General features: G+C 65.8%; 13 protein-coding genes. 7 read left to right on the forward strand and 6 right to left on the reverse strand.

What is annotated here, in order from left to right:
- Positions 1-29: 29 nt before the first annotated feature.
- A complete protein-coding gene (locus DKT77_RS11350) occupies positions 30-1328 on the forward strand; it encodes a hypothetical protein (RefSeq protein WP_109811828.1) in 1299 nt (432 codons plus the stop codon).
- A 51-nt stretch (positions 1329-1379) separates the two neighbouring features.
- Here the strand turns inward: DKT77_RS11350 and DKT77_RS11355 are convergent, their stop codons facing one another.
- Both DKT77_RS11355 and DKT77_RS11360 read right to left on the reverse strand, forming a co-directional pair.
- Positions 1380-2648 carry a PAS domain-containing protein gene (locus DKT77_RS11355; RefSeq protein ID WP_109811829.1) on the reverse strand — a complete coding sequence of 423 codons (1269 nt, stop codon included), beginning with the start codon at positions 2646-2648 and terminating at the stop codon, positions 1380-1382.
- Between the two features lie 175 nt (positions 2649-2823).
- Positions 2824-4071 (reverse strand): Zn-dependent hydrolase, encoded by a 1248-nt coding sequence (locus DKT77_RS11360; protein WP_109811830.1) that lies wholly within the window; start codon positions 4069-4071, stop codon positions 2824-2826.
- Between the two features lie 152 nt (positions 4072-4223).
- Here DKT77_RS11360 and DKT77_RS11365 point away from each other — a divergent pair, with 152 nt between their 5' ends.
- From DKT77_RS11365 to DKT77_RS11390, 6 genes are all read left to right on the forward strand, one after another.
- Positions 4224-5780: an ABC transporter substrate-binding protein gene (locus DKT77_RS11365; RefSeq protein WP_109811831.1), complete on the forward strand. Its 1557-nt coding sequence runs from the start codon at positions 4224-4226 to the stop codon at positions 5778-5780.
- Between the two features lie 77 nt (positions 5781-5857).
- The gene (locus DKT77_RS11370; RefSeq protein ID WP_109811832.1) at positions 5858-6802 is read left to right on the forward strand and encodes an ABC transporter permease; all 945 of its coding nucleotides are present in this window, start codon (positions 5858-5860) and stop codon (positions 6800-6802) included.
- Positions 6802-8733, forward strand: coding sequence for a dipeptide/oligopeptide/nickel ABC transporter permease/ATP-binding protein (locus tag DKT77_RS11375; RefSeq protein ID WP_109811833.1), 1932 nt, complete (start codon positions 6802-6804; stop codon positions 8731-8733). Before DKT77_RS11370 ends, DKT77_RS11375 begins: the two co-directional genes overlap by 1 nt.
- Positions 8726-9694, forward strand: coding sequence for an ABC transporter ATP-binding protein (locus DKT77_RS11380; protein WP_109811834.1), 969 nt, complete (start codon positions 8726-8728; stop codon positions 9692-9694). Before DKT77_RS11375 ends, DKT77_RS11380 begins: the two co-directional genes overlap by 8 nt.
- 259 nt (positions 9695-9953) lie before the next feature.
- Positions 9954-13322, forward strand: coding sequence for a rhamnan synthesis F family protein (locus tag DKT77_RS11385; RefSeq protein WP_109811835.1), 3369 nt, complete (start codon positions 9954-9956; stop codon positions 13320-13322).
- A 61-nt stretch (positions 13323-13383) separates the two neighbouring features.
- Complete coding sequence (locus DKT77_RS11390; RefSeq protein WP_109811836.1) at positions 13384-14298, forward strand: NAD-dependent epimerase/dehydratase family protein; 915 nt, start codon at positions 13384-13386, stop codon at positions 14296-14298.
- 32 nt (positions 14299-14330) lie between these two features.
- Here DKT77_RS11390 and DKT77_RS11395 read toward each other — a convergent pair whose 3' ends face one another.
- The 4 genes from DKT77_RS11395 to DKT77_RS11410 form a co-directional block, all read right to left on the reverse strand.
- Positions 14331-16946: an FkbM family methyltransferase gene (locus DKT77_RS11395; RefSeq protein ID WP_109811837.1), complete on the reverse strand. Its 2616-nt coding sequence runs from the start codon at positions 16944-16946 to the stop codon at positions 14331-14333.
- A gap of 81 nt (positions 16947-17027) precedes the next feature.
- Complete coding sequence (locus DKT77_RS11400) at positions 17028-18257, reverse strand: glycosyltransferase family 4 protein (RefSeq protein WP_109811838.1); 1230 nt, start codon at positions 18255-18257, stop codon at positions 17028-17030.
- On the reverse strand, positions 18257-19162 hold the full coding sequence (locus DKT77_RS11405; protein ID WP_238547824.1) for a glycosyltransferase family 2 protein: 906 nt from the start codon (positions 19160-19162) through the stop codon (positions 18257-18259). The genes DKT77_RS11400 and DKT77_RS11405 overlap by 1 nt, the downstream gene beginning before the upstream one ends.
- A 104-nt stretch (positions 19163-19266) precedes the next feature.
- Positions 19267-20802, reverse strand: coding sequence for a glycosyltransferase family 2 protein (locus DKT77_RS11410; RefSeq protein WP_146204993.1), 1536 nt, complete (start codon positions 20800-20802; stop codon positions 19267-19269).
- Between the last annotated feature and the right edge of the window lie 50 nt (positions 20803-20852).

Below are 20852 nucleotides of genomic sequence, written 5' to 3' on the forward strand. Positions count from 1 at the left end.
GCCGGGCGCAACCTGAAAGGGGGGCCGCGATGTTCCGTTTCCTGTTTCGCCTTGTTCTGTTGGTCTGCCTTGTCGGGCCCTTCGCCTTCGCCTGGGGCGCGCTGCAACCGGATCCCGCGCTGCCGGCGTCGGCCACGATGAATCCGCGCATGGCGGTGCAGGCGCGGGGACTCGCGGTTCGGATGCGGACCGCGATGGAGGCCCCGCCTTCGGCAGACGGGCTGGTACGGGTCGTGGCAAGCCAGACCGAATTGAACAGTGCGATCGCGGCGATGTCGCGGCTGGTGCGCCCGCTGCGCGGCCAGAGTATCGTGGACGATGGCGGGGTGCGTGTTGCGATCTCGGGCCAGGTGCCGCATCTACCCGATCTCGGCTGGATCAACTTCAGCGCGCAGGCCGCGCCGTCGGTCGAAGGGCTGGACATCACCCGGATCACGCTGGGGCGGATGTCGCTGCCGCCCGGCCCGACTGTCGCGGCGCTGCGCGGTCTGCTGGACCTCGCCACGCCAGACGACATGGGCACGCTGATCTTCGGCAGCATCTCGGGGCTGGTCACGGAACCTGGTAAGGCCACACTGGTGCTGGATGCGGGGTCCGGCGACGAGGGGCAGCTTTTCGCGCGGATCAAGACCGGCCTGCGCCAGCTTGCCGGTGTCGGTGACGCCGGAGCCGCCGCAGAGCATTACACGGCCATGTCGGATGCGGCGCGTGCCGGCGAACTGCCTGCCCGTGGCTCTGCCCTACCGTGGATCCGTTTCGCGCTGGTGCGGGTGTCCGAAGCCGGGCATGACACGCGGGCCGCGCTGCGCGCGGATCTGCAGGCCGCGTTCGCCGCGCTCGGGGCCCATTGCGGCAGCCGCAGCGCCACCGAGACGGTCATCGGCCCGTTGCCGGTGCCCGATGTCGACTCGCCCTGCGCAGGCACGCAGCTGGGCGGCCGGAGCGATCTGCGCCAGCACTTCACCTTGTCTGCCGCGCTTACCGCGGCGGGCGGCGCGGGCGTGTCCTTCGGGTTCGGCGAGGTGAAGGAACTGCTGGATGCGGGCCGATCCGGCGGGTCAGGTTTCTCGTTCGATGACATCGCGATGGACCGGGCTGGTATCGCGCTGGCTGAACGCGCACTGGCGGGCGATGCTGCCGATCTCGCTTCGTTGGTTGGCCGCATCGCGGTGGAAGCCGATGTCGCTCCGGATGTGAGCGGCCTGCCGTCACTGATGTCCGAAGCGGAATTCGCGGCACGCTACGGCGCGGTGGACAGCCCCCGCTACGACGCGCAGATCGCCGAGATCGACGCCCGCATCGCGGCGCTCCCGGTGCACGCCGACTGACCTGCCGCGCCATCGGCTGCGGCACCGAACAGGGGCATCCCGGCTGCGCGATCAGCGCCGCAGGTGTTCCAACACGCAGCGGGTGATCGCATCGGCCGCGTCTTCGATCTTTTCTAAGTTCTCTGCAATCTCGTCATGGAAGTTGTCGAGTCGCTCCACGATGGTTTCCAGCCCGTCGGCCTTGCCCTGCAGGATCCCGCTTTCCACCCGGCAGGTGATCCGGATGGACGAAAGCCCGACCACGAGCCGCCGCAGGAAATCGGCATCGCGGCGCACCCGCACGGCCCCTTCGATCGCTTCTTTCAGAGCGGTTTCCGATCCGGCAAGGTATTGCAGGCACAGTTTGTCCAGCCTTTCCGCCTCGGTCTCGCGGTCCACGCCGGGGTAGTTGTGACCGTCCGCGAGGAAAGCGTCGCGCACTTCGTGCATGATCCGCTCCGCGCATAGCAGGAACAGGCTGCGCTCGTCCTTGGTGCTGGCAAAGATTCCCTCGGCGCTGCGCGGGATCGACAGATCGCGCAGGTGCTGGCGAATGTCCTTCAGCATCAGGTCGTAACCCTTTGCGATCTCGTTGATCGTGCCGCGCCCGACTGTCAGCCGTACCGCGTTGATCCGCATGTTCGCGGTCAGCAGCTCCGCCGTGCCGAACTTGCGCGTCAGGTCGGCCTTTTCCTCGGCGATCCTTTGCGAAAAACGCATGATCGCCTCGATATCGGTGACTTCAGGGTCGGGGCTGCGGCCCATCGCGGCCAGACGCGCGGTGTACTCGGCATACAGTGCGGTTGTCTGGAAGCTGTAGTAGCTGGGAAACCCGAGCGCCGAAATGCGGTCCAGCAGCAGTTGCGCGCTGTCCTCGGGTTTGAGCTTCTCTTCGATCTCGCGGCGGCGCAGGGCGGCGTATTCGGCTTCCACAACGGCAAGCATCTTGCTGGTGGGCTTGATCCGCACGGACAGGAACCCGCCGGGAATTGGCGTGACCAGCGCGAAAACCCAGTAGTAGAGTCCGTCACTGGCCTTGTTCTTGACATAGGCCCCGACCGGCTTGCCGGCCTGGATGCCTTTCCACAGCAGCCAGAACGCCGCGCGGGGCATGTCCGGGTGTCGGATGATCTTGTGCGGGGCGTTCAGCAACTTGTCGGACGTGAAACCGGCGATGCGCACGAAGACGGTGTTGAACGCCTTGATGATGCCCCTCTCATCGGTCCGCGAGAAGAAGATCTCATCGACCTCGAAGGGCGCGGCCCCGCTGGTCGGTCGGGCGACAGTGCTGCGCACATCCTGAGGTGCGAAGCCGGGGTCGGGCGTGAAGGGCTTGTTCATGGTGTTCCTTTTCCGGCGAGCGGGACGTGTCGGCACAGGTCGGCAAAACTCCCTAACGGCTGGCGATTGCGGAGGGTTAGGTGAAAACGCCAGAAACCTGCCGCGCGCGGCCCTGTCGGGATTGGCGGGTTCCGTGGGCTTGCACGCCGCGTGCCACCCAGCACGGTCCGCGGCATCAGGGGCGCCGCGGCCCGTTGCCGGCAAGCTCCTTCAGCGCGGCAAGCATCACCTCCGCGCCGGGCAGGATGTCGGCCCAGTCAGTGTGCTCTTGCGGGGCGTGGCTGATCCCGCCCCGGCTGGGTACGAAGATCAGCGCGGCCGGACACAGGGTCTGCATGGTCTGAGCATCGTGCCCCGCGCCTGATGGCATGTGCTGCGCGGCATGTCCGCAGGTCGCCGCTGCGCGGGTCAGAACGTCGCGCAGCGGCCCGTCCAGTGCAGTGGGCGCGATCCAGCTGCGTTCGGCGACCTTGGTCCGCAAGCGGTGGGCCGCGGCGGCATCGGCCAGCGCGTCCTCAAGCGCGGCGCGCAGCCGCCGCATTACCCCTTCGTCGGTATCGCGCAGCACAACCGAGAATTCCGCGCGCCCCGGGATCGTGTGCACCTCGTCCGGGTGCAGCGCGACCTTGCCTATGGTGATGCGCGACTGGTCTGTGCCCACCGCGTCAGCGATCGCGGGAATGGCGGCTGCCATCCGCGCCAGCCCGGCGAAGGCGTCGGCGCGCACCGGCATGGGCGTAGTGCCGGAATGGTTCGCGGTCCCCTCCAGCGTGATCTGAAGCACGCAGCATCCCGACACCCCTGTCACGATTCCGACGGGCATTCCCGCTGCTTCCAGCACCGGGCCTTGTTCGATGTGCAGTTCGAGGAACGCCGCCGCGTGGCCGGGAGGTAACGCCGCCGTGTCCGCCGCCGCCGGATCAAGCCCGCATGCGCGCATGGCATCGGTCAGCCGCACGCCGTTCGCGTCGCGCGCGCCAGAGACCCATTCCGCCCCGGCGATGCCCGCCAGCGCCTGGCTGCCCAGCATCCCGCCGAAGCGGCCCTCTTCCTCGGCGGTGGCGGTGACCTCGATCGCGCAGACGGGGGCCACATCGGCGTCGCGCAGCGCGCGAACGCATTCCAGCGCCACAGCCACGCCAAGCGCCCCGTCGAACGCCCCGCCCTGCGGCACGGTATCGAGATGAGATCCGGCCAGGATCGCAGGCCCCTCCGACGGCCCGAAGCGCCCGAACAGGTTGCCCACCGCGTCGCGCCGCACCGCCAGCCCGTCGCGGCGCATCTCGTCCGCGACCCAGTCGCGAGCGGCCATGTCGGCGGCGCTGTAGCCGATCCGGTCGAACCCGCCGGTCAGCGGGTCACGGCCGAAGGCGTTGATCCCGTCGAGGAGGCGGCGCAGGCGGTCGGGGTCGATACGGGGCATGGCGTCTGTCCTTTCCTGGGCGCGCCGAAGCCGTTCGCTCGCGCGCGGGCTGCGCAAAATCGGTGCATCCGCCGTGTTTTTCGGCCCCCGGGGGTTGTGCTGCACCCGGGGGCAGGGGCTAGGCTGACCCAAAGCATAACAGGGAGAGATCGATGAAACACCTTCTGAGGGGCGTTTTCCTGGCCGCTGTTTTTGCGGCTGCCCCGGCGGCGCAGGCCCAGACCCCACCGGGCGTGCTGGTCGTCGGGCAGATTGCCGAGCCGAAATCGCTTGATCCGCACGCGGTCACCGCAGTCAACGATTTCCGGATCCTGATGAACGTCTATGACGGGCTGGTCCGCTATGCGCCCGGCACGCTCGAGGTGGAACCGGCGCTGGCGACCAATTGGGACGTGTCCGCGGACGGCACTGTCTATACCTTCTACCTTGCCGAGGACGTGACCTTCCACGACGGATCCGCGCTGACCGCCGAGGTGGTGAAGTTCAATTTCGAGCGGATGCTGAACGAGGATCATCCATTCGCCGATACCGGCCCGTTCCCACTGTCGTTTTTCTTCGGTGCGGTCGAAAGCGTGGAGGCGGTGGACGATCTTACCGTGCGCTTCACGCTGAACGAACCTTATGCGCCTTTCCTGTCCAATCTCGCCTACCCGACCGGGCTGATCGTCAGCCAGGCGGCCGTCGAGGAATACGGTCAGGATTTCGGGCGCAACCCGTCCGGCACCGGCGCTTATCGGGTGGTGGACTGGACCCCGAACCAGCGTGTCGTCGCGGAGGCGAACCCGGACTACTGGGACGGTGCGCCGACGCTCGATGCGGTGATCTTCCGTCCGATCACCGACGCCAACACCCGCATCGCCGAGATGCTGTCCGGCGGGCTCGACGTGATGGTGGAGGTGCCGCCGGACGCGCTGGCGCAGTTCCGCGAGGATGCTGCCTTCGAAGTGCTTGAACAGGCCGGCCCGCATCTGTGGTTCCTGATCCTGAACGCGAAGGAAGGCCCGTTCGCCGACAAGCGCGTTCGGCAGGCCGCCAACTACGCCATCGACAAGGCGGCACTGGTGGATGACATCCTGCAGGGCACCGCCGAGGTCGCGGCGGGCCCGACCCCGCCCGCCTTCGCCTGGGCCTACAACGAGGAACTGGAACCCTATCCGTACGATCCGGACCGCGCGCGCGCCCTGCTGGACGAGGCCGGCTATGGCGGCGAGACGGTGACCTTCTTCGTGACCGAAGGCGGATCGGGGATGCTTGATCCGGTGGCGATGGGCACCGCGATCCAGGCCGATCTCGAGGCCGTCGGCATGGACGTCGTGATCGAGACATACGAATGGAACACCTTCCTGGGCGAGGTGAACCCCGGTCTTGAGGGCAAGGCGGATATGGCCGAAATGGCGTGGATGACGAACGATCCGGACACACTGCCCTACCTTGCGCTGCGCACCGACGCCTGGCCCGACAAGGGCGGCTTCAACTCGGGCTACTATTCCAACCCCGAGGTGGACGCGTTGCTGAACGAGGCGCGCACGGCCGTCGACCAGGACCGCCGGGCAGAGCTTTACAAGCAGATGCAGGTGATCGTGCAAGAGGAGGCGCCTTGGGTCTTCGTGGCGAACTGGAAACAGAACGCTGTGGTGAGTGACCGGGTCGGCGATTTTGCGCTGGAGCCGTCCTTCTTCCTGCTGCTGCAGGACGTGAGCAAGCCCTGACCCGGGCCGCGCGGCGCATCGCCAGCCCGCTCGCCCGGGCCGGTCCTTGCGATGCGCCGCAATTGCGGGAGTGATGCATGGGTGCCTATATCCTGAAACGCCTTCTGGCCGTCATCCCTGTCATGTTCGGCCTGACGCTGATCGTGTTTCTGATCATGGCGATGATCCCCGGCGATCCGGCGACCGCGATACTCGGCTCCTACGCGACGCCCGAGAATGTCGAACGGCTGAACCGGCAACTCGGGCTCGATCGCAGCCTGCCGGAGCAATACCTGATCTGGTTGGGCAACCTGCTGCAAGGCGATCTCGGGCGGTCCTATTCGCTCAACCGCCCCGTGCTTGACGAGGTGACGGAACGCTTCGGCGCGACGCTGATCCTTGCGGGCACATCGCTGGTATTGTGTTCGATCCTCGGGCTGCTGGCGGGGGTCGTGTCGGCCGTGCGGCAATACGGCTGGACCGACAAGGTGGTAACGTTCGTGGTGCTGATCGGCATTTCCACCCCGTCCTTCTGGCTGGGCCTGCTGCTTATCCTTCTGTTCGCGGTGCAGTGGCGGCTGTTTCCTGCCTCGGGCATGTACGCGATCTATGGCGGTGGCGATCTGCCGGACCTTCTGCACCATCTCGTGCTGCCCGCAGCCACGCTGTCTGTCGTCGCGACCGGGGTCATCGCGCGGCTGACCCGGACCGCCATGCTGGAAGTACTGCGGCAGGACTACATCCGCACCGCCCGCGCCAAGGGCCTGCGCGAATCCCGGGTGATATGGCGGCATGCGTTCAAGGCCGCGCTGGTTGGCGTGATCCCGGTGATCGGCATCCAGGCCGGCTTCGTGATGGGCGGTGCCGTCTATATCGAAACGGTGTTCCAGTGGCCCGGTATCGGGTCGATGCTGGTAACCGCGATCTCGACCCGCGATCTGCTGCTGGTGCAGGGTGGGGTGCTGGTGGTCGCGGCGGCCTATGTGCTGTTCAACCTGTGTGCCGACGTGGTTCAGACGCTGCTCGACCCGAGGCTCAGGTGATGGGGCGGGCGGCCCGATCCTCGGCACCGGCCGGGCGCGCGCGGCGCACCGGCGCCTGGGCGCTGCTGGCGCGCAATCATCTCGCGGTCGCGGGGCTTGGCGTCGTGACATTCGTCTGTCTCGTGGCGCTGGCCGCGCCGCTGTTGCCGCTGGCAGATCCGAACGCCACCGCACCTGCGGACCGGCTGCTGCGCCCCGGCGAGGGTGGCCACCTTCTGGGCACCGACGCGCTGGGGCGGGACCTGCTCTCGCGTCTGGTCTGGGGCGCGCGCGTGTCCATCGCTGTCGGGCTTTCCGCCACGCTGATTGCAGCGGCGGTCGGATCGCTGATCGGGCTGGTGGCTGGCTATGCCGGCGGGCGCGTGGACAATTGGCTGATGCGCGGCATCGACATGGTTATGGCGTTTCCCTACATCCTGCTGGCGCTTGCAATCGTCGCGGTCCTGGGGCCGGGACTGCTGAACGCGCTGTACGCGATTGCCATCGTCAACGTGCCATTCTTCGCGCGCAACATCCGGGGCATTACGCTAGGCCTTGCGCGGCGCGAATTCGTCGATGCCGCGCGCTTGTCCGGCAAGAGCCATCCGCGCATCCTGCTGACCGAGGTGCTGCCCAACGTGCTGCCGGTGATCGTGATCACTATGTCAACCACGGTGGGCTGGATGATCCTCGAGACTGCGGGGCTGTCTTTCCTGGGGCTCGGCGCGCAGCCGCCGCAATCCGATCTCGGTTCCATGCTGGGCGAGGGGCGCCGCGTGCTCTTCACCCACCCGCACGTGTCGGTGGTGCCGGGCCTTGCGATCCTTGTGCTGGTCATGGGGATCAATCTGCTGGGCGACGGTATCCGCGACGTGCTGGACCCGCGCCTGAAATCCGGTGCGCTCAGTCGGCCCGTGGCGCGCACCGCCGTGCGCCGCACCGCCGTGCCTGAACGGCAGGACCATCCCGGCGCGGTGCTGGAGCTTCAGGGAATGGAAACGGAGTTCCATGTCGGCGGCCAGGTCTACCGCGCCGTCGGCGGCGTGGACTTGCACCTCGCGCCGGGAGAGTGCGTCGGCCTGGTCGGAGAAAGCGGGTCGGGCAAATCCGTCACCGCGATGTCGGTCATGGGGTTGGTGCCCACGCCGCCGGGCCGGATCGCGGGTGGCGCGGCCTGGCTGGACGGGTCCGACCTGTTCGCCCTCAGCGACGAGGAGATCCGCCAGCGCCGCGGCCGCGATGTCGCGCATGTCTTCCAGGATCCGCTGGGCACGTTGCACCCGCTGCACACCGTCGGCGCCCAACTGGTGGAGGCGATCCGCGCCCATCGCCCGATGCCACGCACCGAGGCCGAGGCGGCGGCGTGTGATCTGCTGGCGCTCGTCCGCATCCCCAACCCGGCCGAACGGATGCAGGCCTTCCCGCACGAGCTGTCCGGCGGGATGCGACAGCGCGTGTGCATCGCCATGGGTCTGGCGAACGATCCTTCGGTGCTGATCGCGGACGAACCGACCACCGCGCTTGACGTGACCGTACAGGCGCAGGTGCTTGCGCTGATGGACCGGCTGCGGCGCGAGCGCGACAGCGCGATCCTGTTCATCACCCATGACTTCGGCGTTGTCTCGGCGATCTGCGACCGGGTCGCGGTGATGTATGCCGGCCGGATCGTCGAAACCGGGCCGACGGACGAGATTCTGGCGGCACCGGCGCACCCCTATACCGACCGGCTGATCGCCTGCGTGCCGGTGCTGGGTGCGCCAGACCGGCGGCTGGAGGCGATCAGCGGGCGGCCGCCTGTGGTCAACGCGCTGCCGCCCGGCTGTGCCTTCGCGGACCGATGCCCGCGCGCGCGGGACGAATGCCGCGTCGGCGACATCGCGCTTGTGGAACAGGGCGGCGGGCGCGCCGTGCGTTGTCTGTTCCCGATGGAACGGGAGGTCGCGGATGGCTGAGCCGCTGGTGCGCATCGACGGGGTGAGCCGGGTGTTCGGTGGCGGGCACACGTTGTTGCGCCGCCCGCTGCCAGCGGTGCACGCGGTGCAGGACGTGTCACTGGATGTCGCGCCGGGCGAGACGCTGGGCATCGTGGGGGAGTCTGGCTGCGGCAAGTCCACGCTGGCGCGGATGCTGGTGGGGCTGGACGGGCCGACGCGCGGCGCGATCCGGCTCGGCGATACTGATCTCGTGGCCGAGGGGCGGCGCGACCCCGCCGCACTGGCACGGCGCGCGCAGTACGTGTTCCAGGATCCGATCGCCTCGCTCAACCCGCGCAAGACAATCCGAGCGATCCTCGAAGCGCCGCTCGGGTTCCTGTGCGGGCTGCGCGGCGCCGACCGCGAGGCCCGGCTGCAGGAGCTGATGGCACAGGTAAACCTCGCGCCCGAATTCCTCGACAGGTATCCGCACGAATTCTCGGGCGGGCAGGCGCAGCGGATCGGCATCGCGCGGGCGCTGGCGCCAGACCCGGCGCTGGTCGTGCTGGACGAACCCGTCTCGGCGCTGGACGTGTCGGTTCAGGCACAGGTACTGAACCTGCTGGACGAGTTGAAGGCGCGGCTGGGACTGACCTACCTGTTCATCAGCCACGACCTTTCGGTGGTCGAAACGGTTTGTGACCGGGTGGCCGTGATGTATTTCGGCCGGGTGGTGGAGATCGGCCCGGTGCGGGACATCTTCGCCCGGCCGCGCCATCCATACACGCGCCTGCTGCTGGACAGCGTGCCGGTGCCGGGCCGCAAGCCCGGCGTGACCGAGGATGCCAACACCGAACTGCCGGACCCGTACGACCCGCCGCCGGGCTGTGCGTTCCGCGCCCGATGCCCGCTCGCCGTTGCGCGCTGCGGAACGGACCGCCCTGAACTTGATGCGGGGCCTCACCCGGTGGCCTGCTGGGAGGCACCTCCGCCTCAGTAGGCGCAAGGTGATGCCGCGCCGCATCTGTGCCAAGCGCGCGGGCGGCGAGCGGTGGAAATCGCCGTATCAATCGCCTAACGCTGAATCCTGTCACAAGATATAAAAGCCGCGCATGCGGTGCGCCATGAAGATGGAACTGAAGCGATGAGCCATAACAGACCCTGCGGTAGCCGTCGTAACTTGCGGCCATCAGGCGTTGTGGCCGCCGCGGCGATACCTGCGGGTCGCCTTGGTTGTAGGGCACGGGGACGGCGCTGACATGACTGTACTCGGAGATCAGTCCGTTCCCAAGTCTGACGATGCCGCGCGCCCGGCGGACGCGTTCGAAATACAGATCATCACCGACCCCGGTAGAGCCGAAGAGCTTGTCCTGTTCCTGACCCACGCGCCGGATGGCCGGATCAAGCCGCATGTGCCGCATTACACGCAAGCCTTTCGGAACGCCGGACTGCGCGTCGCAGTGGTGGTTGTGGCCGATGACCTGGGCGAAGTGCGCATTAAAGACATCGCCCCGTTCTGCGATGGGTTGATCCTGCGACAGAACGGCGGCTACGATTTCGCAGGCTGGGCGCATGCGCTTTCACGGATCGACACGGCCGAGACCAAGCTGCTGATCCTGGCCAATGACAGCATGTTTGGCCCGCTCAACGATGACGATTTCAATCGCTTGATCGCACGAGTGCGCGACAGCTCTGCCGAACTGATCGGGATGATCGACAGCGCGGAGCAACGCTACCACTACCAGAGCCAACTGCTCGCGGTCCGTGGAGCAGGGGTCGTTCAAATGGTCGATTTCCTTGCGGGTGTGCGCGCTTTGCCTACGAAAAAGCAGGTCATCGATGCGTACGAGCTGCGCCTTCACAACGCGTTCGCCGCCGCCGGTCTGAGCACGCAGGCGCTGTTCCCGATCCCGGCAGGGTTCACCGGGAACCGGACCATTGCGCAGTGGCGCGCGCTTATCAACGAGGGCTTTCCCTTCGTCAAGACGGTCGTGATTCAGGCTCTGCCGCGACGGGACTGGGAGGCGGAGGTAACCGCGCACGGCTATCCGCTCAGGCTGATTGACGGCTCGCTCGACCTACTCGGCGGGGCAGGTGGGGGCGACCGCGTAAGCGATGAAAAGAAATCGGACATAGCGGCCGTGGCCGCGGCTGCAAGGGCGGATGCACCGACCCGCGCCGGGTCCGCGTGGAGATCACCAGGATGGCGGCATGACGGCCCTCTCAGCAACACCTTCAAGCGCGGTTTCTACCGACTGATGGCGCGGCTGACCGGCACGATCGCTCCGGCACAGTCCGAGCGCTACAAGGCCCGGGCAGAGCGCCGCAAGCGCGGGGACGGGCAGCTCGGCGGGCGCGGTCGCCCGTCCCGGGTCGGCGCCGAACGCATCGAGGGTGCGCTGGCCTTTGATGCAGCAAAGCCGAATGTTCTTGTCGTAAGCCACGAAGCCAGCCGGTCCGGGGCCCCGATCCTTGCTCACAACATCGCCCGCGCTTTGTCAGTGCGCTACAACGTGACGGTACTGGCACTGACAGGCGGGGACATACTCGAGTCCTATGCAGAGGTGTCGGAACAGGTCTACCACGGCAAACGGATCGAAACGCGGCAATTGTCCTACGAGGCGTTGCTGCGCAGATTTACCCGCGACAGGAGTTTCCGCTTCGCGATTGTGAATTCCATCCAGTCCCGCGGGGTTCTGGAAGATCTGAGCCGTGCCGATATTGCGGCGGTGTTTCTGCTGCACGAGTTCGCGTCCTATATCGGTGACCCGAAGGCCTTCGAAGCAGCGGTCACGCTCGCGCCGGAGGTCGTCTTCTCGACCCGGCTCACGCTGGAGGCTGCCTTCGATGTCGCCTTGCCGGACCGCACGCCGTTCATGCACGTGCTGCCGCAGGGCCGCTGCCTTGTGCCCGCGGCCCCGAAAGCCGCCGACGAAACTTCAGCGGCAAGCGTTTATGCGCGCGACGACGAAGCGGATCAGCTTTCCGCGCTGATGCGCCCGGCTGGGACGAAAAGCTTCGTCGTCATGGGCGCGGGTACGGTCGAGTACCGCAAGGGTACAGACCTTTTCATCGAGACGGCGGCCCGGCTTGTGTCCTGCTCGGGCATGGATCATGTCCGCTTCGTCTGGTTCGGCGGCGGCTACGATCCCGATACCGATCTTCGGTATTCGGCTTTCCTGCGTGACCAGATCAGCCGCTCGGGGCTTGAGGCGCGCATATCCTTGGTCCCCGCGACTGGTGCAATCGACGTCGCATATGGGCTGGCGGATGCGCTGTTGCTGTCTAGCAGGCTCGACCCCTTGCCGAACGTCGCAATCGACGCGATGTGCACGGGCACGCCGGTCTTCAGCTTCGCCGAGGCGAGCGGGATCTCGGACATTCTGATCGAACGGGGACTGGGCGTGCAGTGCGTGGCCGACTACCTCGATACCAGTCAGATGGCCGACAAGCTGCGCGCACTTGCCATGAACGTCGCGACAAGCGACGAACTGTCTGCCCGCGTCAAGACGATCGGCGAGGAGGCTTTCAATTTCGGCCGCTATGCCGATGCCCTGATCGAATTGGGCGAAAGAGCGGCTCGGCGCAAGGCCCACAGCGCGCGTGATGAAGCCACGATCGCCGAGGCACCATCTTTCCGGCCTGACTTCTGCAGCCCGGAGCAAGCGCACAGCATGTCCCGGCCCAAGCTTGCCCGTCGCTACCTGCGGACCTCGCAAAAGGCGGGCTGGGCACGCAGGCCGGAACCGGGTTTCAACCCGTTCCTCTATGCCGAAGCGCGCGGCGCGGATTATGACGGAGCCAGTGCGCCTTATGCGGATTTTCTTCGCGCGGGGCGACCCGAGGGGCCGTGGCTTCAGACGGTGATTGATGCGAGCGAAGAGGTGCCACGTGCCAGCGACCTGCGTGCCGCGTTGCACATCCATGCCTTTTTTCCCGATCAGCTTCGTGGGTGTCTTGACCGGATCCGACGCAACGCATCGCGTCCGACGCTCTATGTCAGCGTGGCGGACGACGAGAGCGCGGGACTGGTTCGAAAGGTCTTGCGCGACTACGACGGGCCGGTTGCGGCGGTGGGTGTCGTGCCCAATGCCGGGCGGGATATCGGCCCGCTGCTGACCCATTTCGGACCGGTCCTGATCCAAGGCCATGACGTGGTCGGCCACATCCACTTCAAGAAAAGCGCACATGTGGAGAACCGCGCCCTCGTGGACACGTGGTCCGAATTCCTGTTCGAACATCTTCTTGGCGGGGATCGGGGCGGGGCGATGATTGACCGGGCGCTCAGGGCGTTCGAAAATCAGCATCGACTTGGCCTGCTAAGCGCAGCCGACCCCCACGTGATCGGCTGGACCCGTAACCTGCGTCATGCCAAGACGTTGGGGCACAGGTTGGGGCTCGACGATCTGCCGTGCTATTTCGATTTTCCGGTCGGCACGATGTTCTGGATGCGCGCGCAGGCCTTGGTCCCGTTCGTGGATCTGAAGCTTGAGTGGGGCGACTATCCGCCCGAACCGCTGGCAAACGACGGTACCATGCTCCATGCGCTGGAGCGGCTCTTCGGCGTCGTGCCAGCGAGCAATGGCTGGGAAACGGCAGTCACGCGGGTCGAAGGCGTGACGAGATAAGAGTGCGGCGCGTTTTGTGCGTCGCTCGTTTGGTTCGGATGCGGATGGAATGGATGGGACGATGAAGGTTCTGGTTCTTGGCGGTTGCGGCTTCATCGGATCGCATGTCGTAGACAGCCTGCTGGCGCGGGGCCACAAGGTGCGGGTGTTCGACAGGCAGCCCGAGCGCTACCGCGATCCGCTGCCCGGCGTCGAGTACCAGTTCGGCAACTTCCGGGACCGTATGTCGGTGATTGATGCTTTGTCCGGGGCCGACGCGGTGATGCACCTGATAAGTACCACCTTTCCGAGCACCGCCGATCTCGATCCGCCGACCGATGTGAGCGACAACCTTGTCGGAACATTGGCGCTGCTGGACTCGATGACGGCGCTGAAGATCCCGCGCTTGATGTTTCTGTCCTCAGGCGGGACGATCTACGGCGTGCCGGACGCCGTCCCGATCCCCGAGGAGCATCCACTGCGGCCAATCAATTCCTACGGGATCGTCAAGGCATCTATCGAACATTATCTCGATCTCTATCGCCGGACCCGAGGCTTGATGCCGATTTCGATCCGGGCGTCCAACCCATACGGACCAAGGCAGGGCCATACCGGGGTTCAGGGTGTGATCGGAACTTTTCTACGTCGAGTGCTGAACGGCGAAGACCTTGAGGTTTGGGGCGACGGAAGCGTCGTGCGCGATTATCTTCACGTCTCCGATCTTGCCGAATTGTGCGCCGAAGCGGTCTCGAGGGATGTTACCGGCGCGTTCAACGCGGGATCGGGCATCGGGGCATCGGTGTCGGATATCGTCGAGATCATCGGCGAAGTTTCGGGCTCACCCTTCAAGGTGGACTATCGGCCGGGTCGACCGATCGACGTGCCGCGTTCCGTGCTCGACGTATCGGCTGCGAAACGCGAATTCGGCTGGCAAACCCGGATCGGGCTTGCCGAGGGCATCCGCGAGACCCACGCTTGGATGGCGGCCACGCGGTAAACCTGTGCCGGGCCTGACCACGGCCGCCTCGATCAATCTGCCGGGAGCTCCATCCGGATCAGAGAGGCCCGCACCACGGAGGCAAAATGCGCAACCGACAGGCGGTTCTGAGCGAATTCGAGGCCATTTTCGGACAGAGTTTTCCAAAGGTCGGGATCGCCGTTCAGAGTCACGATGTGCTCGGCAAGGTCGGCGGGCGTGTCGCCGATTAGAACATGACGCCCATTTTCCAGGTCCATCCCCTCGGCTGCCACGGAACTGAGCACGCAGGGCAGTCCGTTGGTCAGGCTGGAGGCGACCTTGCCCTTGGCACCCGCGCCGATGCGCAGCGGTGCGACGCTCATTCGAAGCCCGTCGAACCAGTCGTCGATGTCCGGAAGCGAGCCGAGGTACCGCACGTCGCCCGGCACGCCTTCAAGAACTTCGTCGGGCAGGCTTGCGCCGACGATGCCCATCGGGATCGATGGATCTCGCGCGTGAACCAGAGGCCAGACTTCGCCGAGGAAGTACCGCATGGCGTCAATGTTCGGGGCGTGCTCGAAACCGCCGATGAAGCCGACGCCAGAGCGATCGGCAAAGCCGGTATCCGGGCGCCGGATCTTGCGAGCAAGTGGCAGGACCGCCGTTGCGCAGCCCGGTAGCGCGGCTTGCAGGATCTCGTTCTCGACAGTCGAAACGACAAAAGTCAGATCGGCCTGGTCCACCAGGAACTCCTCGCGATCCCGGGTCCGCTCGGCGTGTTCCAGTGCAGCGTCGTCGTTTGCCATCCGTGCCGCTCGCGCCTCGCGGACATGGTGGAGATCGACAGTGTTGAAGATGATCTTCGCGTCCGGCGCATTGTGGCGGATCAGTTCCAGGAACTGTCCTCCCGCCGATACGCGGCTGAGAACGAACAGGTCGACATGGGACCCGTGCCGTTCAATGAAGCCTTGGACCGACGGCGCATCCTGTTCAGCCAGCGCCCGCGCGCCGAGCTTTCTGAGCCCGTCGAGGTACTGCGGCAGTTGCGGCCGGTCGGAAGCCACCCCAAAGACGACATGGTAGCCGCAGGCGACGAGGCTTGAGACAAGGTTCACGGCGTCGAGCGAGCCGGAATCGCTGTCCGGTTCCGGCAGCCGGTCGTCGACGATCATGGCGACCGGCCTGTCGACACCGGCAAGGGCAGGGCACCCGGCGCGGGCGGCGCGGATCGCGTTCCAGTCGACCGGGATTTCGGGCGCGGCGGCCGTGCTCTCCGGAACATCGGCATTGTTGCGGGATGCGTGGCCCAACAGCTTGGCCTTCTCGCGTTCCCAGAACGCGCGCGTGAACGGCTTTTTCAATTCGTGCATCAGTCGCTTGAGCGGCGGCTTGCGGCGTGCAATCCGGCGTATGTCGCTTTCAAGCGACGCCATGCTTGCTTGCATCGCAATCATTTGCTGAAGTTCCGCTTCGAGCTTGTGGAGCTTTCCTGCCAGCATCGCATGTAACGTTCCGGCCTCTGCCTCGATCTGGTCGGCACGCTCGCGCTGCCTGACATTGATCTGCCGGACCTCGTCAGACAGCCTTGAGACCGCATCCCTCGTGGTCATTTGGGTTTCGAGCGTCCCGAGCCGCCGTGCAAGACTATCGATACCGGACCACATCGCCGCTTGACCGCCATCGGTGACGGGACCGGGCAATTGAATGGCCCGGTCGGGATCGCCCGGCGCCCTGACCGCGACTTGCCGACCTTCGGGCAGGGCGACGATGTTGGTGAAGAACCCTTCCTTTTCGGAATCTTGCGGCAGATCGGTGATCAGCGCGCCGGGGCCGTCCTGTGCCAGTTCGTAGACTGTATAGCCGATATCGCGCAGCAGGCTCAGATAGGCAGCAGGTTCCACGCCGCTGACACGGCGCAGCCATTGCGGAAAGAACTCGGACAGGATGACGGGCTTGTCGCGTGCGAGCAGGCCGCGCGCGCCCTCCAGCGCCATAGCTTCGGCCCCTTCGATGTCGATCTTTAAAAGCGTCACCGGCCGTTCAATCCCGATATCGTCGAGACGGCGCACGGGAACCTTGCCGAGGCTGACCGCACCGGAGTCGACTGCGCCGCTGACAAGATAGCTGTGCCCGGGGTTACTTTCATCGGGGCTGGCGGCGATCTCCATTTCGGCGGGTTCGCGACCCAGCGCGATATTGTGCAGCGCGCAGCGGCCTAGAAGATCGTTTGCGGCCAGTGAATCGCGCAGTCGGCGAAACAGATCGGGCCGTGGTTCGAAAGCGGTGACGTGGCCATCCGGCCCAACCCGCTGCGCCCCAAGCACCGTGAACCATCCGATATTAGCTCCGATATCAACAAAGTGGTCGCCGCGATTCATCGTGCCCAGCAGGAAATCGGTCTCTTCCTGTTCCCAGTTGTCGCGTAGCGCTCCGGCACCGACCCCGAGGTCCATCAGGTCGATCCACAAGCGCAGGCCGCCGCGGATCTCGGCGCAAACCCAGCGTTGTGCCGTTGTGGGAAGCGTGCCCAGCGACGCACGGCGCCGGAACTCCGCAGAAGCAACAAGAACGGCACCGAGTTCGTCGAGGCTCGCCATACCTTGCCGCTGTTCGATCACCGCGTCGCTTTCCGGCTCACGCCCGAGCAGGAGACGATAGGCGTCGATCACCTGGGAGCGTTCAAGCATGGGAGGTCCTTTCGCGCGGTTGTGCCGGTAGACTTAAGACATCTCCATCAATGCGATGCAACATGGACATGCCCAGCCACGCTATGTCCGGCGGCGGACCCTGTCGCGCAGATGTGCATCCATGGCTGCGATCATCCGTTCCCTGGAGAATTCGCGCGCCGCAGCGACGCCGCGGGTCGACAGTCGGTTGATAAGCCCGTCCGTATCCACAAGCCGCAGTATCGCAGCGGTCAGACCATCGGCGTCGCCTTTCTCGAAAAGAAGGCCGGTATCCCCATCGCGGATGATCTCCACGTTGCCTCCGACCCGCGAGGCCAGCGTCGGGATGCCGGAGGCGAGGGCGTGGATCAGCGTCAGCGAGAACGGCTCGTACAGGGACGGAAAGACGTACATGTCGTGCGATGCGAACAGGTCAGGCAGTACCTCCGGTGCGACCGGGCTCCTGAAGTCAATCCGGTCGAGGCATCCGCCTTCGGATGCAATGCCGCGCAGTCGCATCAGGTATGCGGTGTCACGCGCGTCCCCGACAAGCGACAGACGCCAGTCGATCCCCGGACGCTTGCTGCGAAGCCGCAGCAGCGCTTCCACTGCCGTGTGCGCGCCCTTGATGTCCACAAGGCGCCCCGCGAACAGGAGGCGCACAGTAGCTCCGTCCGCGATCCGATCGTATGATCGGGGTGTGGACGCAGCGGGCAGCTGAACCCCGTTGTGGATCACCTCGTCCCGCGCGAAGGTAACGCCGCATGCACTGTAGAAATCCTTCATGAACTTCGCGCCGAAGATCGCGGAAACTTGCGCCGCCTGTTGTTGCCGCACCGCGCCGCGCGCAGCGAAATCCTCCTGTCGGGCGGATCCGTTGACGACCGTTCGGAAGAACGCGCCCACCGCCTCCGGATCGATCATAGAGGCCAGCCAGTTATCGGTCAGCATCACTACAACCGGCGGGTCCGCACGTCCAAGCGCCTCGTAGAACGACAGGTCGAGGCCATAGAGGTTCCAGCAAAAGATCACGTCAGGCGCTGTGCGCTGGATCGCGCTCTGAAGTGCGGCACGGTTCTGTGCCTTGATTGTCTCGCGCCTTGCGGGCGGGCCGTCGAAGGCATCGTAGACTGTCCTGCCGGTCAGTAGGCGAAGCGATTGGTGGACTCGCTGACCCGGCCAATCAGCGACCCGGCCGCCCGATGCGCTTGTCAGAACGGCGATCTCGTGGCCGTGGTCCGCGTGCAGGTGCGACGCGACCGTCCAGCACAGCTCTTCGTATCCGCCGACCTGATTGGGCGGATAGAGGTTGGAAACGAACAAGATCTTCATCACACTAAAGCCTTCATGCCATCGATGAACCCGGTATCGGTGATCAGTGTGTCGGTTACCCTGTCAGCCCCCCGCGTGCGCAGCTCGTCGACGGCGTAACGCGCCGCCCGAAGAAGCCCGTGGCGGTCGAGAACCTCGTGGCACCGGGCAACTTGGTCGTCCGGAACTGGGTGTGAGCCCATTTGCGCCAGATGGATGTAAACTGCCGCGCTCAGGGCCCATTCCACGCGGACTTTCGCGTGGTCCTCGGAAATGGTGTTCGCGCCGTGGAAGCGATACATCATCAGCGGCCGGTCGAGAAAGCAAAGGCGCACCCGCCGGGCGGCGCAGCGCAAGGCGAACTCCATGTCATGGGTATAGCGCAACGGAGAAAAATTCCCGATCCGGTCCAGCAGCGAGCGTCGCATGAAGAAATTGGACGTGGTCATCAGAAAATTGTAGTCCATCAGCGCGAGGCCGAGGTTCCTTTTGCGCTTGTAGTTGTCGATCGCGTCATTGAGCCAAGGATTCTCGATCTGCTGGCCGTCGCCGTCCACGAACCCGATACCGGAGCCCGCGATATCCGCGCCCGCGTCCAGGTCGAGCGCCCGGATCAGGGCTGCGAAGCGGCCGGGGGCGTAGTAATCGTCAGAATTCAGTACGGTAACGAACTCAGCCTCGGCCATCTCGAGACCTCGGTTGATCGTGGCATGGGCACCGCTGTTCTCCTGTGTGAGAAAGCGGATGCGGTCATCCCCGGCGGCAAGTTCGCGCATGATGCTGGCGGATGAATCCTTGGAACCATCGTCGATGACGATCAGTTCCTGAACCAGTGCGCCCTGTTCAAGAACGCTGCGCACGGCCTGACGGATGTAGTCGGCGTGGTTATATAGAGGAATGACGACTGAAACCCGGCCTTCTGACACCGCGGCGCCTCCTTGATCGATTCTGGATCGCGCCCATCGTTACGCCACGGACTGCAAGGCTCATAATCTCTTCGCCCCCGCACGGCAAGCCGGGCTGCTTCAGGTCATTGCAACAGAAGCCGATATTCCAGCTTTCGGGACAGGAAAGGCGAATAATACGGGTCCTGCGCGAAAAGGTCCGGGTGCAGGGCAATGGCGCGTGCGCGTTCGGCGCGGTGCCGGTCGCGCTTGGTCCGGTCGGTGCTGTCCTTGCCGCGGCTGCGGCTTTCATGGTGCACGAAAAGCGGGGCGGCAAGGCAGACGTTGCGCCGCCCCGATGCTTGAAGATCAGCGCACAGCACCACGTCGTTGTAGGACACGGCAAGGTCCTCGCGCAGGCCGCCAACCGCCTCGAAGGCTGCGCGGCTTACGACGAGGCAAGCGGCGGTGACCGCGCTCACGCTCCGGTCCACGGCGGCTAGATGGTTGTACCCCGGATCATCCGCGCCAAGCCCCACGAATGCATGCTGCGCGCCGCCGCGAAGGCCGCAGATCACCCCCGCATGCTGCACATCGCCGTCGGGGTACAGCAGCTTGCAACCCACGGCACCGGCGCCGGGCGCAAGTGCGTGGGCCGCCATCGTCCGCAGCCAGCTTGGATCGCGCAGGGTCGTGTCATTGTTGAGAAGCACCAGAAGATCGCCGCGGGCCCGACGCGCGCCGCAGTTGTTCAGCCGCGCGAAATTGAACGGGCCGTCGTCGCGCAGCACATCGATCCGCCCGGTCGCCTGCAGGTCCGCGAGTTGCTGCAGTGTCTGTGGATCGTCTGACCCGTTGTCGATGACGATGATCTCCAGTTGGTCGCGGGGCCAGTCGGTGCGCTCCAGGCTTGCAAGGCACTCAGACAAGACGTCCCAGCCATTCCGCGTCGGGATCAGGATCGAGACTTGCGGCAACGGAGACGGTGGGGCGGGCGGGGCTGCGTCCAGCGGCATTGGTGCCGGTCCGGCGGCCACCGGCGCTGCGACATGCACGCATGCTGTATCTGGCAGAGTCGCGGCGAGGTGTGCCAGCGCGTCCCGAAGCGGCGTCCCGCTCCGCAGGGCGTCCAGCAGCGCATCGCATCCGGGGGCGCGGTCCGATACCGCGACCAACCCGGTCAGCAGCATACCGCGCGACAGAAGCAGCGGGTCGGTCCGGTCCGGCTTGAGCCAGTGGCCGCAAACCATCCCGTCAGGGCCGGTGTGCAGTTCGTCCCCGTAAGCGATCATCGCGTCGGATGTCGCACTCAACGTGGTCGCCAGATGGGCCGCCCCGCCGGGCAGTGGCGTCGCCGCTGCGTCCCCGAGGAGGATCAGCCCTTCGCCGGGCAGAGAATGCAATTCGGTGCTGCCAAGGCGGTCCGGCTCTGTCGGCCAGTCCGGGTCGCGGGGCGGTTTTCCTTGCTCAAGCGCGATGCCATGACGGTCGTTCAGCCAGACGGACAGTAAGCGCTGCTCGATCGCGTCCCTTAGCCCAGCGGGCAGCCAGGGGCGCGCAGCGCCACTGGTGCGCAACAGAACCCGAGAGAGCGGGGTGTGGCGTTTACCCCCGCGCGGCACAATGGCGGCGGCGAGCGTATTGGCCAGCCCGCTCGGCGATACAGTCTTTCCGCGTGACACGGGCCCCTCCGTCAGGTGTGGGTCCGTTCCTGCCGCATCCGGACCGTCCC

This window comes from Meridianimarinicoccus roseus (genome assembly GCF_003172915.1).
Lineage (GTDB): Bacteria > Pseudomonadota > Alphaproteobacteria > Rhodobacterales > Rhodobacteraceae > Meridianimarinicoccus > Meridianimarinicoccus roseus.

Bases quoted from the DNA above. Each gene is read 5' to 3' on its own strand.
- DKT77_RS11395 (WP_109811837.1), bottom strand. From the start codon at position 16,946: ATGCTTGAACGCTCCCAGGTGATCGACGCCTATCGTCTCCTGCTCGGG.
- DKT77_RS11350 (WP_109811828.1), top strand. From the start codon at position 30: ATGTTCCGTTTCCTGTTTCGCCTTGTTCTGTTGGTCTGCCTTGTCGGG.
- DKT77_RS11355 (WP_109811829.1), bottom strand. From the start codon at position 2,648: ATGAACAAGCCCTTCACGCCCGACCCCGGCTTCGCACCTCAGGATGTG.
- DKT77_RS11380 (WP_109811834.1), top strand. From the start codon at position 8,726: ATGGCTGAGCCGCTGGTGCGCATCGACGGGGTGAGCCGGGTGTTCGGT.
- DKT77_RS11400 (WP_109811838.1), bottom strand. From the start codon at position 18,257: ATGAAGATCTTGTTCGTTTCCAACCTCTATCCGCCCAATCAGGTCGGC.
- DKT77_RS11375 (WP_109811833.1), top strand. From the start codon at position 6,802: ATGGGGCGGGCGGCCCGATCCTCGGCACCGGCCGGGCGCGCGCGGCGC.
- DKT77_RS11390 (WP_109811836.1), top strand. From the start codon at position 13,384: ATGAAGGTTCTGGTTCTTGGCGGTTGCGGCTTCATCGGATCGCATGTC.
- DKT77_RS11365 (WP_109811831.1), top strand. From the start codon at position 4,224: ATGAAACACCTTCTGAGGGGCGTTTTCCTGGCCGCTGTTTTTGCGGCT.
- DKT77_RS11370 (WP_109811832.1), top strand. From the start codon at position 5,858: ATGGGTGCCTATATCCTGAAACGCCTTCTGGCCGTCATCCCTGTCATG.
- DKT77_RS11360 (WP_109811830.1), bottom strand. From the start codon at position 4,071: ATGCCCCGTATCGACCCCGACCGCCTGCGCCGCCTCCTCGACGGGATC.
- DKT77_RS11385 (WP_109811835.1), top strand. From the start codon at position 9,954: ATGACTGTACTCGGAGATCAGTCCGTTCCCAAGTCTGACGATGCCGCG.